We start from the raw sequence: 15,248 nt of genomic DNA on the forward strand, positions 1-15,248 counted from the left end.
AATCAATCTTCACTCATTGCGTGTCGAGGTAGCATCTGTTGCGTACATCTAGCAGCAGTAGCGATTTGTTGCGCAAGAGAGGGGTGACGTCGGTGGATCGTCTGGATGAGACCGACGAGCTGATCCTGGCCGAGCTCGCCGAGCACGCCCGGGCCACGTTCGCGGAGATCGGGGAGCGCGTCAGCCTTTCTGCGCCGGCTGTCAAGCGGCGGGTGGACCGGATGATCGACGGCGGGGTCATCCGGGGCTTCACCACGGTGATCGATCGGCAGGCCCTGGGCTGGACCACCGAGGCCTACGTCCAGGTGTATTGCCACGGAACGATTTCCCCCGATCAACTGCAGGCGGCGTGGGTGAACATGCCGGAGGTGGTCGCGGCCGCCACGGTGACCGGCACCGCCGACGCGATCCTGCACGTGCTGGCCCGCGACATGCGGCACCTGGAGTCCACGCTGGAGCAGATCCGGGCCAGCGCCGACATCGAACGCAGTGAGAGCATCGTGGTGCTGTCGAATCTGATCGACCGCTCACCGCCGGGGAGCTAGGGTGCGGCGCCGCCGGGCGTGCTGATCGTGTAGACAACTTGCGTGGGAATTGTCATTGTCGGCGGCGGTCTGGCCGCGACCCGCGTCGCCGAGCAACTGCGCCGCGCGGAGTACGACGGATCCGTCACCATCGTCAGCGACGAGGTGCACCTGCCTTACGACCGGCCGCCGCTGTCAAAAGAGGTGCTGCGCGCGCAGGTCGACGACGTGACGCTCAAGCCGCTGGAGTTCTACGACGAAAGAAACATCACGCTGCTGTTGGGGTCTGCGGCCACCGGCATCGACGGTGACGCCAAGACGGTCCGGTTGGACAACGGCACCGAACTGGCGTACGACGACCTGATCATCGCCACCGGGCTGGTGCCGCGGCGCATCCCGTCGTTCCCCGACCTGGAGGGCGTTCGGGTACTGCGCACCCTCGACGAGAGCCTGGCGCTGCGCAGCCACGCGGCGCAGGCCCAGCGGGCCGTGGTCATCGGTGCCGGGTTCATCGGCTGTGAGGTGGCGGCCAGCCTGCGGGGCCTCGGGGTGGACGTGGTGCTCGTCGAGCCGCAACCGGCCCCGTTGGCGTCGGTCCTGGGGGTGCAGATCGGTGAGCTGGTCGCCCGGTTGCACCGCGCCGAGGGAACCGACGTCCGCACCGGGGTCGGGGTGTCGGAGATCGTGGGACACACCCACGTGGAGAAGGTCGTCCTGACCGACGGCAGCGAGGTCGACGCCGACCTGGTGGTGGTGGGCATCGGCTCGCGGCCGGCCACCGACTGGCTGGCCGGCACCGGTGTGGCGGTGGACAACGGGGTGATCTGCGACAACGTGGGCCGCACCACCGTCCCGCACATCTGGGCCCTCGGTGACGTGGCCTCGTGGCAAGACGCCCTGGGACATCAAGCGCGCGTGGAACATTGGAGCAACGTCGCCGAACAGGCCCGGGTTCTGGTGCCGTCGCTGCTGGGCGCCACCCCTCCCGAGGCGGTGGTGGTGCCGTACTTCTGGAGTGACCAGTACGACGTCAAGATCCAGTGCCTGGGCGAGCCCGAAGGCGACGACGTGGTGCACCTGGTGGAGGACGACGGCCGTAAGTTCCTGGCGTACTACGAACGCGAAGGCGCCCTGGTCGGCGTGGTCGGTGGGGGCATGCCCGGCAAGGTGATGAAGGTACGCGCCAAGATCGCTGCAGGCGCGGCCATCTCAGAGATCCTCACCTGAGCTCACAGCCCGGCGGCCACCACGTCGAAGGCCTGGCCCAGGGCGTCGGTGAGGGCCACGGAGTCGTCAGCCAGCCAGTGTTCGTAGGCCGACAAGGCCACCCCCAGCATCATCCACCCGACGGCCTGGGGGCCGATGTCGGTGGGCTGCTGTCGGCGGCGATGGGCCACGAACTCGGCGATCACCGTCCGCCAGCCCGCGTACATCGTCATCGAATATGCCTGCAGCTCAGCGGTTTCCAGAATCAACCGCATTCGCTCGCGGTGGCGCACCGCCTCCATGGCGTCGAAGGTGTTGAACGCCAGCAGCCCTGAGCGCAGCGCGTCCCGCAGCGGCACCTGGGCGTCGATGCTGTCGAACAGCTCGCGCAGCTGGGCGAGGTGCACGTCGAAGTCACCCCAGGGCAGCGCGCTCTTGGATGCGTAGTAGCGGAACAGGGTGCGGCGGGCGATCCCCGCTGCCGTCGCCACGTCGTCCACGCTCACCGCGCCGAAGCCGCGGGCGCAGAACAGGTCGATGGCGACGTCCGCGATGTGGTCGCGCGTCGTGGACCGTTTACGCCCGAGCTGGGGCCGACCAGAAGTCACCGGTGAATCTCCTCTTCCTTTTCGGCACTGGATGCCATATTGTGATCCGAACCCGACGCTGTGTCGAGTGTCACATCACGAAGGGAGTGCAGCATGGATAACGATTCGCAGGGTGTCGCCGACGCCGAACTGGTCACCGAGTCGCTGGTCGAAGAGGTGTCCATCGACGGGATGTGCGGGGTCTACTGATCATGAGCAGCGCGCCGGCGGTGTCCTTCGATCCGGGTCTGGGGTGGCGGTTGCATCCGCAGGTGGCGGTACGGCCGGAGCCGTTCGGCGCGCTGCTGTATCACTTCGGTACCCGCAAGCTGTCCTTCCTGAAGAACCGCACCATCCTGGAGTTGGTGCAGACCCTCGACGCCCATCCCGACGTGCGCGCCGCGTGTCGCGCTGCCGGGGTCGACGACGACGCCGCCGCGCCGTACCTGCAGGCGCTGGCCACCCTCGCTTCATCGAACATGCTTGTGCGCAAGGAGAATTCATGACTGCTACGCTGCCCGTCCCACGGCTGGTCGATCAGTTCGAGCGGGGCCTGGATGCGCCGATCTGCCTGACCTGGGAGCTGACCTACGCCTGCAACCTGGCCTGTCTGCACTGCCTGTCGGCCTCGGGTAAACGCGACCCGCGGGAGCTGAGTACCGAGCAGTGCAAGGCGATCATCGACGAGCTCGAGCGCATGCAGGTGTTCTACGTCAACATCGGTGGCGGGGAGCCGACCGTGCGCCCGGATTTCTGGGAGCTGGTCGACTACGCCACCGACCACCACGTCGGGGTGAAGTTCTCCACCAACGGGGTGCGGATCACCGAGGCCGTGGCGGCCAAACTGGCGGCCAGCGATTACGTCGACGTGCAGATCTCCCTCGACGGGGCCACCGCGGAGGTCAACGACGCGGTGCGCGGGCGGGGTTCCTACGACATGGCCATCCGCGCGCTGACCAACCTCGCCGAGGCCGGCTTCCGTGACGCGAAGATCTCAGTGGTGGTGACCCGCCACAACGTCGACCAGCTCGACGAATTCAAAGCCCTGGCCGACCGTTTCGGTGCCACCTTGCGCATCACCCGGCTGCGTCCCTCCGGGCGCGGCGCCGACGTGTGGGACGAGCTGCACCCGACCGCCGCGCAGCAGGTCCAGCTCTACGACTGGCTGGTGGCCCACGGTGAGCGGGTGCTCACCGGCGACTCGTTCTTCCACCTGTCCGGCCTCGGCGCCCCGGGCGCACTGGCCGGGCTCAACCTGTGTGGCGCCGGGCGGGTGGTCTGCCTGATCGACCCGATCGGTGACGTCTACGCCTGCCCGTTCGCCATCCACGACAAGTTCCTGGCCGGAAACCTGGTTTCCGACGGCGGCTTCGCCCAGGTCTGGCAGCACGCACCGCTGTTCCGCGAGTTGCGGGAACCGCAGTCGGCGGGCGCCTGCGCGTCGTGCAACCACTACGACGCCTGCCGCGGCGGGTGTATGGCCGCGAAGTTCTTCACCGGGCTGCCGCTGGATGGGCCCGACCCCGAATGTGTGCAGGGCTACGGCGAATCCGCGCTGGCCGGCGATCGCACCAAGCCCAAGCCGTCGGGGGACCACTCCCGCACCACCAAGGGTCGCAACGACCCGGTGCTGCTCACCTTGAGCGCTCCCCCCAAGAAGTTCTGCAACGAAAGTCCGGTGTGAGTCATGGCTCGTGATACCTGGTTCGAAACCGTCGCCATCGCCCAGCAGCGGGCCAAGAAGCGACTGCCCAAATCGGTCTACTCCTCGCTGATCTCGGCCAGCGAAAAGGGCGTCACCGTCACCGACAACGTGGAGTCCTTCGCCGAGCTGGGGTTTGCCCCGCACGTGGTGGGCGCCTCGGCCAAGCGGGACATGGCGACAACGGTGATGGGGCAGAACATCTCGCTGCCGGTGATCATCTCCCCGACCGGGGTGCAGGCCGTCGACCCCGACGGCGAGGTGGCCGTGGCCCGCGCCGCCGCCGCCCGCGGCACCGCCATGGGACTGTCCTCGTTTGCCAGCAAGCCCATCGAAGAGGTGTGCGCGGTCAACGACAAGATCTTTTTCCAGATCTACTGGCTGGGCGGCAAGGAAGCCATCCTGGAGCGGGCCCAGCGGGCCAAGGAGGCCGGCGCGGTCGGGCTGATCACCACCACCGATTGGAGCTTCTCCCACGGTCGGGACTGGGGCAGCCCCAAGATCCCCGAGCAGATGAACCTCAAGACCATGCTCAAGATGAGCCCGGAGGTACTGACCAAGCCGCGCTGGCTGTGGGAGTTCGGCAAGCAACTGTCCCCGCCGGACCTGCGCGTGCCCAACCAGGGGCGCCGGGGCGAACCCGGACCGACGTTCTTCCAGGCCTACGGCGAATGGATGGGCACCCCGCCGCCGACGTGGGAGGACATCGCCTGGCTGCGCGAACGCTGGGACGGACCGTTCATGGTCAAGGGCATCGTGCGCGTCGATGACGCCAAAGCCGCTGTTGACGCGGGCGTTTCGGCCATCTCGGTGTCCAATCACGGCGGCAACAATCTCGACGGCACCCCGGCGGCCATCCGGTGCCTGCCCGCCGTCGCCGAGGCCGTGGGTGACCAGATCGAGGTCCTGCTCGATGGCGGCATCCGCCGCGGCAGCGACGTGGTCAAAGCCGTCGCCCTCGGAGCGCGCGCGGTGATGATCGGCCGCGCCTACCTGTGGGGTTTGGCCGCCGAAGGCCAGACCGGGGTGGAGAACGTCCTGGACATCCTGCGCGGCGGTATCGACTCCGCCCTCATGGGCCTGGGCAAATCCTCCATCCACGACCTCACCCCCGACGACATCCTCGTCCCGGATGGCTTCACCCGGACCCTCGGCGGCTGATACACGCGGGGCAGGCGTGGCGGAGGTGAACTCGATGCCACGGGCGGTGCTGCGGGGGTGAAAGAAAAACGACCGGTGCGTCAACAACTGAGGCGCTCCAGGTGAATTCGGCCTACCATCGGCACGTGCCCCACCGCAGCGAGCTCGGGAGTTCGACGTCGGGTCAGTTGCATCAGTTTTCGTCGGCGGTGCTCGTGCCCGTCGGCTCCTGCGAACAACACGGGCCCCATCTGCCGCTGGACACCGACACCCGGATCGCGGCGGCGGTCTCGTCCGCCCTGGCGCAGCGGCACCCCGGATACCTCGTGGCGCCTTCGGTGGCCTACGGCGCCAGTGGCGAGCACGAGTCCTTTCCCGGCACGGTCTCGATAGGGCAGGACGCCCTGCACGGTGTGCTGGTGGAGTTCGGCCGCTCGGCCTGCCGCTGGGCGCCGCGCGTGCTCCTGGTCAACGGACACGGTGGCAACGTCGGCGCGCTGCGTTCGGCCACCCGGCTGCTGCGCTACGAGGGGCGTGACGTGGCCTGGAGCTCGTGTTCGGTGCCGGGCGGCGACGCCCACGCCGGGCACACCGAAACCTCGGTCTTGCTGTATCTTTCGCCATCTGATGTGCTGATGGACAGGATCCGACCCGGCAACAGCGCGCCCCTGGCAGAGTTGATGCCGCGGATGCGGCACGGGGGAGTGGCGGCGGTGAGTGAGGTGGGAGTGTTGGGGGATCCGACCACCGCGACAGCGGTCGACGGCGCACGACTGTTCGACGGGATGGTGACCGCATGTTCGGAACGGGTGACCCGGTGGTCGCCGGATGCCGACGGGATGTTGCGATGACCCCCGACGTCGACGCCGCCCGCGCGGTGGCCGAGACCCGGCTGCCGGACGGCTTCGCCGTGCAGATCGACCGCCGGGTCAAGGTGCTGGGCGCCGGGGCCGCGCTTCTCGGTGGCTCACCCGCGCGGTTGCTCAGACTGGCCCCGGCGGCGCAGGACATGCTCGACGGCGGCCGCCTCGAGGTGTACGACGCCACCAGCGCCACCCTGGCCAGGACCCTGCTGGATGCCACCGTGGCCCATCCCCGGCCGGCCGGTGGCCCCGGGTACCGTGACGTCACCATCGTGATCCCAGTGCGCGACAACACCTTCGGTGTCAAGCGACTGGTGGCCTCCATGCGCGGACTGCGGGTGCTGGTGGTCGACGACGGTTCGGCGATACCGGTGAGCGTGGCGGATTTCGCCGGCACCCACTGCGATGTCGAGGTGCTGCGGCACCCGGTCAGCCGGGGGCCGGCCGCCGCCAGGAACACCGGGCTGGCGGCCAGCCACACCGACTTCGTGGCGTTCCTGGACTCCGACGTGGTACCGCGCCGCGGCTGGCTGGAGGCCCTGCTGGGTCACTTCTGCGATCCCGCCGTGGCGCTGGTGGCCCCGCGCATCGTCGGGATGTCGGCCACCGACAACCTGGTGGGCCGTTACGAGGCGGTCCGGTCCTCGCTGGACCTGGGCCACCGCGAGGCGCCCGTGGTGCCGTACAGCACGGTGTCCTACGTGCCCAGCGCAGCCATCATCTGCCGGCGTCGCACCGTGGCCGAGCTGGGCGGCTTCGACGAGACCATGCACTCCGGTGAAGACGTCGACCTGTGCTGGCGGCTGGTCGAGTCGGGCGCCCGGCTGCGGTATGAACCCATCGCCCTGGTGGCCCACGAACATCGCACCAAAGTCCGGGACTGGTTGGCGCGTAAGGCTTTCTACGGTACCTCGGCGGCACCGTTGTCTCGCAGGCATCCCGACAAGACCGCGCCGATGGTGGTGTCGGCGCCCACCGTGGTGATGTGGCTGCTGGTGGCGCTGGGCACCCGGCTCGGTTACCTGGCCTCTCTGGTGGCCGTCGGCGTCACCGGGCGGCGGGTGGCCAACGCCATGGCGGCGCCGGAGACGGGGCGTCGTGACGTGGTGGCGGTGACGGGTCGCTGGCTGGGGTCGTCGGTGTTGCAGCTGGCATCGGCCATCTGCAGGCACTACTGGCCGGCGGCGCTGTTGGCGGCCGTCTGCTCGCACCGGTGCCGGCGAATCGTGGTGCTGGCAGCCGTGTTCGACGGTGTGGTGGACTGGCTGTCGCGGCGACATCACGCCGACGAGGACACCAGACCGCTGGGGCTGCCGGCGTATGTGGTGCTCAAACGCCTCGACGACCTGGCGTACGGCACCGGACTGTGGGCCGGTGTGGTCCGCGAACGCAACCTGCGGCCACTGCGCCCGCAGTTCCGCCTTTGACAGCGCACAGCGACGTCCTGATCATCGGGGCGGGCAGCGCCGGATCCGTTCTCGCTGAACAACTGTCGGCCGAACCGGACCGGGTGGTGACCGTGCTGGAGGCCGGCCCCGGCACGCACGAGGCCGGCGTGGACGCGTTGACCCGCAACGGGTTGCAGCTGCCGATCGGGGCAGCCAGTCCACTGGTCGTGCGGTACGCCACCGAGTTGACCACCGCGCCCCAGCGCGTCGCGCAGCTCGTTCGCGGGGCCACGGTCGGGGGCTCGGGCGCGGTCAACGGTGGGTACTTCTGCCGGGCGACCCGGGCGGACATCGAGGGCTGGCAGCTGCCCGGGTGGGGCTGGGACGACGTGCTGGCGCACTACCGCGCCATCGAGACCGATCTGGATTTCGGGGAGCACCCCGATCACGGCGCCGAGGGCCCCATCCGGGTGCGGCGGACAACGGATCTGGCCGGCAGCACCGCTGCCCTGGTAACCGCCGCCGAGCGGGCCGGTTTCGCCTGGCTGCCGGACCTCAATGCCGCCGACGTGGTAGCCGACGGGATCGGCGCGGTGCCCCTGAACATCGTCGACGGGGTGCGCAACGGCCCCGGTGCCGCCTTCCTGGTGCCCGCGACCGCGCGGCGCAATCTCACGGTATTGACCCGAACCCGCGCCCACCGCATCACCTTCTCCGGCGGCCGGGCCACCGGGGTGGAGGTCACAGGCCCGCATGGGTCCACCACCCTGACCGCCGACCGGATCGTGCTGTGTTGCGGCGCACTGGGATCGGCGCACCTGCTGATGCTCTCGGGAATCGGGGACGAGGCGCAGCTGCGGCAGGCCGGCGTCCCGTTGACGGTCGCGGCACCGGTGGGGCAACACTGCGCCGATCACCCCGAGTGGGTGCTGCCCACGGACTGGGCGCACGCGCCCCATCGTCCGGTGCTCGAGGTGGTGCTCAGTGTGCGCGGTGAGCTCGAAATCCGGCCGTACACGGGCGGTTTCGTCGCGATGGTAGGTGACGGCAGCGCAGGGCGGCCCGATTGGCCCCATCTCGGCGTGGCACTGATGCAGCCGCGCACCCGCGGTCGCGTCGCACTCACGTCGGCCGATCAGAGCGCGCCGCTGCACATCGAGCACCGCTACGACGACGAGGCGGCCGATGTGGCGGCGCTGCAGGACGGCGTGGAACTGGCCAGGGAATTGGCGGCCGCGGCCAACGACATCGGTGAGCCGGCCTGGGCCACGTCGCAACACCTGTGTGCCACCGCGCCGATGGGGCTCGACGGTGACCCGGTTGCGGTGACGGATCCGCAGTGCCGGGTGCGTGGCGTCGACGGGCTGTGGGTGGTCGACGGGTCGGTTCTGCCCGCGGTGCCCAGCCGCGGCCCACACGCCACCATCGTGATGCTGGCCCACCGCGCGGCGGAGTTCGTCGCGGCGGGTTAGCTGAGGGGGACCAGCGCTTCGGCCAGCAGGGTGGCGGCTGCCACGCCGTCGAGCACGGGGACGCCGAGGCGCCGGCGCAGCGGCTCGGCGAAGCGCGCCATGGCCGCACAGCCCAGCACGATGGACCTGCTCCCGTCGGCGGCCAGCGCCTGCTCGCACAGCGCACCGATGGGCTGGAGGGTGGTGGGGTCGGAGTCGATGCGCAGCACCGGGATGTCGCAGGCGTGGACGCCCAGGCACGCGGCCGGGGTGTAGGTCTTGGCCAGCTCCCAGCCCCGCGGCACGGTCGCCGACATCGAGGTCACCACCGAGAACGTGCCCGCGGCCAGTGCGGCGGCGTGCATGGCAGCCTGCGCGATGCCCAGCACCGGCCGGCCGGTCAGTCGGCGGGCCTGCTCCAGTCCAGGATCGCCGAAGCAGGCGATCACGAAGGCGTCCGGCCGGGTCTCGGCGGGACGCTGCTGGGCGGCGGTCAGCTGCGCCAACAGCCCTGGCACACAACGACGTTCGTCGTCGTCGTTCTCGATGCTGGCGGGCCCGAACGGCGGATTGACCGCCTCGACCACGGTGCCCGGCCGGGCCACGGATGCCGCACCGGCCGCAATGGCGTCCGTCATGGACTCCGTGGTGTTGGGATTGACCAGCAGTAGCCGCACGCGCCGAGTCTAGGCACGATGGCGGCCGGGGGCGCGGCGGGCGCGCAGCGCCCGGACGAACCGCAGCTGCCGGTCGTCGCGTCCCGGCGCCCAGAGCCCCGCCAGCACGGCTGCGACCAGCAGTACCAGGGCCATCGCGACCAGTGAGGAATCCATGGCCTGCAGAAAAGCCGACTGCGCCGTGTCGGCCAGCGCCGGGCCGGCCGGACCCAGCTGCCCGGCCACCTGCAGCGCCTCGGCCAGCGAGCTCTGGGCCGGGTCGCGGGCCTGCTCGGGAAGCCCGGCGAGCGCGGGTGCGATGGCGTCGTCGTACCGCGCGGCCAGCAGCGAGCCGGCGATCGCGATGCCCACCGCGGCCCCCACCTCGCGGGTGGTGTCGTTGACCGCTGAGGCCACGCCCTGCTTCTCGTCGGGCGTCGACGTCATGATCGCCGATGTCATGGGGGCTGTGCACAATCCGATGCCGGTGCTCATGATGATCAACGGCCAGGCCAGGTCCCAGTAGGACGAGTCGAGATGCAGGAGGCACATGCACAGCAGGCCCGCCGCGATGAGCACCAGTCCGGTGACCAGGGCGACCCGCAGCCCGATCTTCGGGATGTACCAGCCGTTGGTGACGCTCAGCAGCAGCACCGGACCCATCAACGGCACCAGGGCCATCGCCGTCGCCAGCGCGCTGTAGCCCATCACCAGCTGGATGTACTGGATGACGACGAAGAAGAAGCCGAAGTTGGCGAAGAACAGCAGGGTGATCCCGGCTGCACCGGTGGCGAAGTGCGCGTCGCCGAACAGCCGCACGTCCAGGAGGGGGTGCCGGCGACGCAACTCGAGGGTCGCGAAGGCCGCCGCCAGACCCAGGCCCGCCGCCAGGCATCCGCCCACCAGCGGATCGGTCCACCCGCGCACGGGTGCCTCGACGATGCCGAAGACAAAGATCGCCAGCGCCGCGGCGACCAGCGCCGCACCCGCCCAGTCCAGAGGTGCGGCCGCCGGGTCTTTCGACGACGGCACGGTGCAGGTCAGTACCAACAGCACCGCGCTGGCGGCGGTGAACGCCCAGAAGATCGACTGCCACTCCCAGTGCCGCAGCAGCAGCCCGGAGCCCAGGAAGCCCACCACGGCGCCCGAGCCCACCACTCCTGCCCAGATGCCCACGGCCCGGCTGCGCAGGTCCTTCGGATACGCCGCGGTCAGCAGCGACAAGGTGGCCGGCATGATGAACGCCGCGCCGGCCCCGGCGGCCGCGCGGGCGATGATCAGCTGCAGCGGGCTGTCGAAGACCAGGGGAGCGGCCGAGGCCAGGCCGAAGATCGCCAGCCCGATCAGCAGCGCACCCCGGCGCCCGTAGCGGTCGCCGATCGCCCCGGCAGGCAGCAGTAGGCAGGCCAGGGCCAGGGTGTAACCATCCACCACCCAGGTGAGCTGGGTCTGGGTGGCAGAGGTGCTGACCGCGATGTCGCCGAGTGCGGTGTTGAGCGCGATCATCGACGAGACGACGATGCTCACGTCCAGGCAGGCGACGATGAGCAGCCAGAGACGGCCTCGTGACGATACTGCTGACATCGCCGGGTCGGTAGGCTGGCGATGCCGGGTGAGGGTGTCGACCATGTGTCGCTCCGCATCGGTGGACGGACTTTTGAGACTAACAGTCTCGTAGGAGTACCCGAATCCGATCCGACAATCCCACCGGCGGACAGAGGAGCCAGCGATGACCTCCGGGCGCACCGACCCCAGGCCGGCGCGCTCGCGTGCCCGGCTGCTGGAGTCCGCCACCGCACTGCTGCGCACCGGCGGCCCCAGCGCCGTCACCGTCGACGCGGTGCTGCGCGGCGCCAACGTCGCCCGCGCCACGCTCTACCGGCATTTTCCCAGCGGTAACGACCTGGTGGCCGCCGCGTTCCACGCCCTCATCCCGCCGGCCCCGACGCCGCCGGACCAGGGTTCACTGCGGGACCGGTTGATCGCCCTGGTGCAGGCACAGGCCCAGCTGATCGCCGACGCGCCCATCAGCCTGACCGCCATGTCGTGGCTGTCGCTGGGTGGCGACATGGCGCACTATCCGTCATCCACCGACAGCGCCGAAGTGCAGACGCTGCGCCAGCGGGTCGCCGAGCAGTACGCCGCGCCCTTCGAGGCCATCCTGCGCAGCCCGGACGCGGTGGCCGAGCTGGGGGAGGTGGACCGCGCGGAGGCCGCGGCGCTGCTGCTGGGCCCCATCGCCCTCGCCAAGCTCAGCACCCTGCCCGACGTGGACTATGACCGGCTGGCCGTGCTGGCCGTCGATGGCTACCTGGCCACCCACCGGGTCGTCAGCGCAGGGAGTACCGGATCGGCAGGTGCTTGAGCCCGCCGACGAACGTCGTCGCCGACAACTCCGGCGTGCCCGCCAGCTCGATCGACTCGATCCGCGGCACGAGCTCGGTGAACAGGCTGTTCATCTCCATCCGCGCCAGCGCGGCGCCCAGGCAGAAATGCACGCCGTAGCCGAACGACACATGCCGGTTGGGGTCACGGGAGATGTCGAAGCGGAACGGATCGTCGAACACCTCCTCGTCACGGTTGCCCGAGACGTAGGCCAGATAGACCGATTCGCCCTCGGCGATGCGGACACCGCGCACCTCGGTGTCGGCGGTGGCGGTGCGCATGAACTCCTTGACCGGGGTGCTCCAGCGGATCATCTCCTCGACCGCCAGCGGCATCAGGTCGGGATTCTCCCGCAACCGCTCCATCTCCGACGGGTTCTCGATGAGGGCGTGCAGACCGCCGGAGATGGCGTCCTTGGTGGTGTCGTGGCCCGCGCTGGCGACGATGACGTAGTACGACGCGGTGTCGACATCGGAGAGCGGCTCGCCGTCGATGCGGCCGTTGGCGATCGCCGAGGCCAGATCGTCGGTGGGGTTGGCCCGCCGCGAGGCGGTCAGCGTGGAGAAGTAGGAGAAGAAATCCAGCAGCACCGCCATCTGCTCCTCGGGGGTGGTGCCGCGCTTGTACTCGTCGTCGTCACCGCCGAACATCTCCTGGGTCAGGGTGTGCATGCGGCCGTAGTCCTCCTCGGGCAGGCCGAGCAGCGACATGATGACGTACAGCGGAAACTGCACCGCGATGTCGGTGACGAAGTCGCACTCCGGCCCGATGTCGCGCATCTGGTCGACGTAGCGCTTGGCCAGCTCGTCGACCCGGACCTTGAGCGCGCGCATCGCTTTGGGCCGGAACCAGTCCGCCCCGATGGCGCGGACGCCGCGGTGGTGGGGGTCGTCCATGTGGATCAGCGTGCGCAGGCCCATGCCCGCCTCCAGCTGGGCCTTGGCCAGGTCGTCGGCCTGGGCGGTGGACAGCAGCGGCCGCGGCTCGCTGATGAACAGGTTGTTCTCCCGCTCGATGGCCATGATGTCGGCGTGCTTGGTGATGGCCCAGAAGGGCCGGTACGGCGCCTGGTCCACCCAGGCGACCGGCTCCTGCGCCCGCATCCGCGTGAGCGCCGCATGCAGCCGGTCGTCGTCGGCATAGGCGGTGGGATCGGCCAGCACACGGCCGTCTTCGCTGGTGCGGCGATGCTGGGTGGGCGTGCTCATGCAGACGACTCCTCGCGGGCTCATTTGACAGGTGTCAGAGCCAGTGTGCGCGATCGGCGCGGCGCCGGGGAGCGGTTTGCGGCTATTGTCCGGTTACTTTGGATTCGAGTCCTGGGAGCCGCGTGCTGATCAGACGATGGACCGCGGCGCTGGCCCTGGTGACGCTGCTGGTGGGCTGCTCCGACGGCGGCGCCGACGGGCCGGCCTCCACGCTGGACTCCGGCGTCGTGGCCACCGCCGCGGGCTCGGTGCGCGGCCTCGTCGCTCCGGATCATGTTCTCTTCCAAGGGATTCCGTATGCGGCCGCGGCGGTCGGGGACCTGCGCTTCGCGCCGCCCGCGCCCCCGCCGCGCTGGGAGGGCATGCGCGACGCCACCAAGGTGGGCCCGCGCTGTATCCAGGACGCCGCGCGTGACCCGGACTGGGGCCGCGGGATGAGTGAGGACTGCCTGTCGCTCAACGTCTGGTCGCCCACCGACGCCGAGGACCTGCCGGTGATGGTGTGGATCCACGGTGGGGCGTTCGTCAACGGCAGCGCCGACCTCTACAACGCGCAGTGGCTGGCCACCCGCGGCGACATCGTGGTGGTGACCGTCAACTACCGGCTCGGCGCGCTGGGATTCCTGGCCCATCCGGCCCTGGGTCCGGAGGCCGAGGTGGGCAACTACGGCCTGGCCGACCAGCAGGCCGCGCTGCGCTGGGTGCGCGACAACATCGCCGCGTTCGGCGGGGATCCGGCCAAGGTGACGGTGGCCGGCGAGTCGGCAGGCGCCATGTCGGTCTGCGATCACCTGGTTTCGCCCGGTTCTGCTGAGCTGTTCCGGGCCGCCATCCTGATGAGCGGACCGTGCGGGGCACAGATCGACGTCGCCGCGGCCCGCCAACCCAGCCTGGACTACGCCGCCGGTGTGGGGTGCCCCGAGTCGGCCGCCGCTCCGGCCTGCCTGCGCGCCCTGCCCGCCGACGCCCTCACCGAGCCGGTCCCGTTCGGCCTCCTCGGTGACGAAGCGCTCTCCGGGCCGGTCACCGGGACCACGATCCTGCCGGTGGACCCGGTGGAGGCCATGGAGCAGGGCGAAGTCGGCCAACTGCCCGTGCTGGTGGGCACCACCAGCGACGAGTTCACGCTGTTCATGGCGCTGGAGTTCCTGCGGTCGGGTCGCGAACCCGGTCCGGCGGACTATCCGGGCCTGCTGGAGCGCACCTTCGGCGCCGACGCGGTGGCGGTGGAGCGGCAGTACCCGCTGGCGGCACACGCCGACAACACCTCGCTGGCCTACGCCGCGGCCGTCACCGACGGGCAGTTCGCCTGTGTGAACGCATCGATGGCCGACGGCATGGCCGCCGCGGGAGCCCCGGTGTACTCCTATGAGTTCACCGACGCGTCCGCGCCGGCGCCCGAGCCGCTGCGCCAAGTCCCGTTCCCGGTGGGGGCCAGTCACTCGCTGGAGCTGCGGTATTTGTTCGACATCGGCGGCGCACCCGCGCTGAACACCGCGCAGCAGCGGCTGTCGGACCAGATGATCGGATACTTCACCGCGTTCGTGCGCGACGGGGTGCCCGCGGCGCCGGATGCGCCCGAGTGGCCGCGGCTCGACGGTGCGGGCGGGCCGCGGATGTCCTTCGACACCGGTGGCAGCGAGGTCCGATCGGGCTTCGAGCAGGAACACCAGTGCGACTTCTGGGCGGGGCTGCGGCGCTGACCGTTGGCCGCGCACCCCGACATGTGTGCGGTTTTGCGGGGGACACGCCGCTGAAGCTCAGTAGGGCACACATGTGTGCGAGGCGACCGTGGACATGTGTGCGGTTTTGCGGGGGACACGCCGCCAGAGCTGAGTAGGGCACACATGTGTGCGCCGGCGGGGAGGGGTGCAGCGGGGGCTGTACATCCGTTGACCAGGGATTTGGATAGCGCCGGGATCTAGGGCATACTGTTCGGGTTGCCTTCTGCCGGGTCGACGCACTCTGCGTCCGATTCAGCGTGGGCATCCGACCTGCGCCCCCACGGGCGCGTCCGGTCCAACCTTAGGCGCGATCGAATTTTCGACGCGGACGAGGCTGCGTGAGGGCGACACACCCGACCGCGTGGACCGGTGAACCAAAGACAGGTAAACAGCGGCGGCATTTCGCGCGGGCAT

Annotated in this window: 15 protein-coding genes; 11 read left to right on the forward strand and 4 right to left on the reverse strand. The window is 69.9% G+C overall.

All coding sequences use genetic code 11. The features are described 5' to 3' along the window. Window positions 1-92 precede the first annotated feature (92 nt). Both G6N58_RS15905 and G6N58_RS15910 read left to right on the forward strand, forming a co-directional pair. On the forward strand, window positions 93-545 hold the full coding sequence (locus G6N58_RS15905; RefSeq protein WP_068919615.1) for an Rv2324 family transcriptional regulator: 453 nt from the start codon (window positions 93-95) through the stop codon (window positions 543-545). Window positions 546-587: 42 nt separating this feature from the next. Further along, a complete protein-coding gene (locus G6N58_RS15910) occupies window positions 588-1,751 on the forward strand; it encodes an NAD(P)/FAD-dependent oxidoreductase (RefSeq protein WP_068915592.1) in 1,164 nt (387 codons plus the stop codon). Between the two features lie 2 nt (window positions 1,752-1,753). On the opposite strand, the gene mftR is transcribed toward G6N58_RS15910, so the two are convergent. After that, window positions 1,754-2,338: a mycofactocin system transcriptional regulator MftR gene (mftR, locus tag G6N58_RS15915; RefSeq protein WP_068915593.1), complete on the reverse strand. Its 585-nt coding sequence runs from the start codon at window positions 2,336-2,338 to the stop codon at window positions 1,754-1,756. A 93-nt stretch (window positions 2,339-2,431) separates the two neighbouring features. Between mftR and mftA the strand changes: the two genes are divergently transcribed. From mftA to mftG, 7 genes are all read left to right on the forward strand, one after another. Continuing rightward, complete coding sequence (mftA, locus tag G6N58_RS15920; protein WP_083230592.1) at window positions 2,432-2,527, forward strand: mycofactocin precursor MftA; 96 nt, start codon at window positions 2,432-2,434, stop codon at window positions 2,525-2,527. Between the two features lie 2 nt (window positions 2,528-2,529). Next, window positions 2,530-2,823: a mycofactocin biosynthesis chaperone MftB gene (gene mftB, locus G6N58_RS15925; RefSeq protein ID WP_068915594.1), complete on the forward strand. Its 294-nt coding sequence runs from the start codon at window positions 2,530-2,532 to the stop codon at window positions 2,821-2,823. After that, complete coding sequence (gene mftC, locus G6N58_RS15930; protein WP_115278051.1) at window positions 2,820-4,001, forward strand: mycofactocin radical SAM maturase; 1,182 nt, start codon at window positions 2,820-2,822, stop codon at window positions 3,999-4,001. The genes mftB and mftC overlap by 4 nt, the downstream gene beginning before the upstream one ends. A 3-nt stretch (window positions 4,002-4,004) precedes the next feature. Beyond that, a complete protein-coding gene (mftD, locus tag G6N58_RS15935) occupies window positions 4,005-5,180 on the forward strand; it encodes a pre-mycofactocin synthase MftD (RefSeq protein WP_115278050.1) in 1,176 nt (391 codons plus the stop codon). Between the two features lie 101 nt (window positions 5,181-5,281). Beyond that, window positions 5,282-6,010, forward strand: a complete 729-nt coding sequence (gene mftE / locus G6N58_RS15940; RefSeq protein ID WP_115278049.1) for a mycofactocin biosynthesis peptidyl-dipeptidase MftE — start codon at window positions 5,282-5,284, stop codon at window positions 6,008-6,010. A 26-nt stretch (window positions 6,011-6,036) separates the two neighbouring features. Continuing rightward, the gene (mftF, locus tag G6N58_RS15945) at window positions 6,037-7,449 is read left to right on the forward strand and encodes a mycofactocin biosynthesis glycosyltransferase MftF (RefSeq protein ID WP_115281482.1); all 1,413 of its coding nucleotides are present in this window, start codon (window positions 6,037-6,039) and stop codon (window positions 7,447-7,449) included. Further along, window positions 7,446-8,882: a mycofactocin dehydrogenase MftG gene (gene mftG, locus G6N58_RS15950; protein WP_068915599.1), complete on the forward strand. Its 1,437-nt coding sequence runs from the start codon at window positions 7,446-7,448 to the stop codon at window positions 8,880-8,882. Before mftF ends, mftG begins: the two co-directional genes overlap by 4 nt. Here the strand turns inward: mftG and G6N58_RS15955 are convergent. Further along, complete coding sequence (locus tag G6N58_RS15955) at window positions 8,879-9,538, reverse strand: aspartate/glutamate racemase family protein (protein ID WP_115278048.1); 660 nt, start codon at window positions 9,536-9,538, stop codon at window positions 8,879-8,881. The genes mftG and G6N58_RS15955 overlap by 4 nt on opposite strands. Window positions 9,539-9,547: 9 nt before the next feature. Then, window positions 9,548-11,146: an MFS transporter gene (locus G6N58_RS15960; protein WP_115278047.1), complete on the reverse strand. Its 1,599-nt coding sequence runs from the start codon at window positions 11,144-11,146 to the stop codon at window positions 9,548-9,550. 100 nt (window positions 11,147-11,246) lie between these two features. Between G6N58_RS15960 and G6N58_RS15965 the strand changes: the two genes are divergently transcribed. After that, on the forward strand, window positions 11,247-11,882 hold the full coding sequence (locus tag G6N58_RS15965; protein ID WP_115278046.1) for a TetR/AcrR family transcriptional regulator: 636 nt from the start codon (window positions 11,247-11,249) through the stop codon (window positions 11,880-11,882). On the opposite strand, the gene G6N58_RS15970 is transcribed toward G6N58_RS15965, so the two are convergent. Continuing rightward, window positions 11,848-13,110 (reverse strand): cytochrome P450, encoded by a 1,263-nt coding sequence (locus G6N58_RS15970; protein WP_115278045.1) that lies wholly within the window; start codon window positions 13,108-13,110, stop codon window positions 11,848-11,850. The genes G6N58_RS15965 and G6N58_RS15970 overlap by 35 nt on opposite strands. Window positions 13,111-13,232: 122 nt before the next feature. Here G6N58_RS15970 and G6N58_RS15975 point away from each other — a divergent pair, with 122 nt between their 5' ends. Beyond that, the gene (locus G6N58_RS15975; protein ID WP_232067882.1) at window positions 13,233-14,813 is read left to right on the forward strand and encodes a carboxylesterase/lipase family protein; all 1,581 of its coding nucleotides are present in this window, start codon (window positions 13,233-13,235) and stop codon (window positions 14,811-14,813) included. Window positions 14,814-15,248 lie beyond the last annotated feature (435 nt).

The organism is Mycolicibacterium tokaiense, assembly GCF_010725885.1.
In the GTDB taxonomy this organism is placed as follows: domain Bacteria; phylum Actinomycetota; class Actinomycetes; order Mycobacteriales; family Mycobacteriaceae; genus Mycobacterium; species Mycobacterium tokaiense.

Bases quoted from the DNA above. Each gene is read 5' to 3' on its own strand.
- mftA (WP_083230592.1), top strand. From the start codon at position 2,432: ATGGATAACGATTCGCAGGGTGTCGCCGACGCCGAACTGGTCACCGAG.
- mftC (WP_115278051.1), top strand. From the start codon at position 2,820: ATGACTGCTACGCTGCCCGTCCCACGGCTGGTCGATCAGTTCGAGCGG.
- G6N58_RS15970 (WP_115278045.1), bottom strand. From the start codon at position 13,110: ATGAGCACGCCCACCCAGCATCGCCGCACCAGCGAAGACGGCCGTGTG.
- G6N58_RS15965 (WP_115278046.1), top strand. From the start codon at position 11,247: ATGACCTCCGGGCGCACCGACCCCAGGCCGGCGCGCTCGCGTGCCCGG.
- mftD (WP_115278050.1), top strand. From the start codon at position 4,005: ATGGCTCGTGATACCTGGTTCGAAACCGTCGCCATCGCCCAGCAGCGG.
- mftB (WP_068915594.1), top strand. From the start codon at position 2,530: ATGAGCAGCGCGCCGGCGGTGTCCTTCGATCCGGGTCTGGGGTGGCGG.
- G6N58_RS15960 (WP_115278047.1), bottom strand. From the start codon at position 11,146: ATGGTCGACACCCTCACCCGGCATCGCCAGCCTACCGACCCGGCGATG.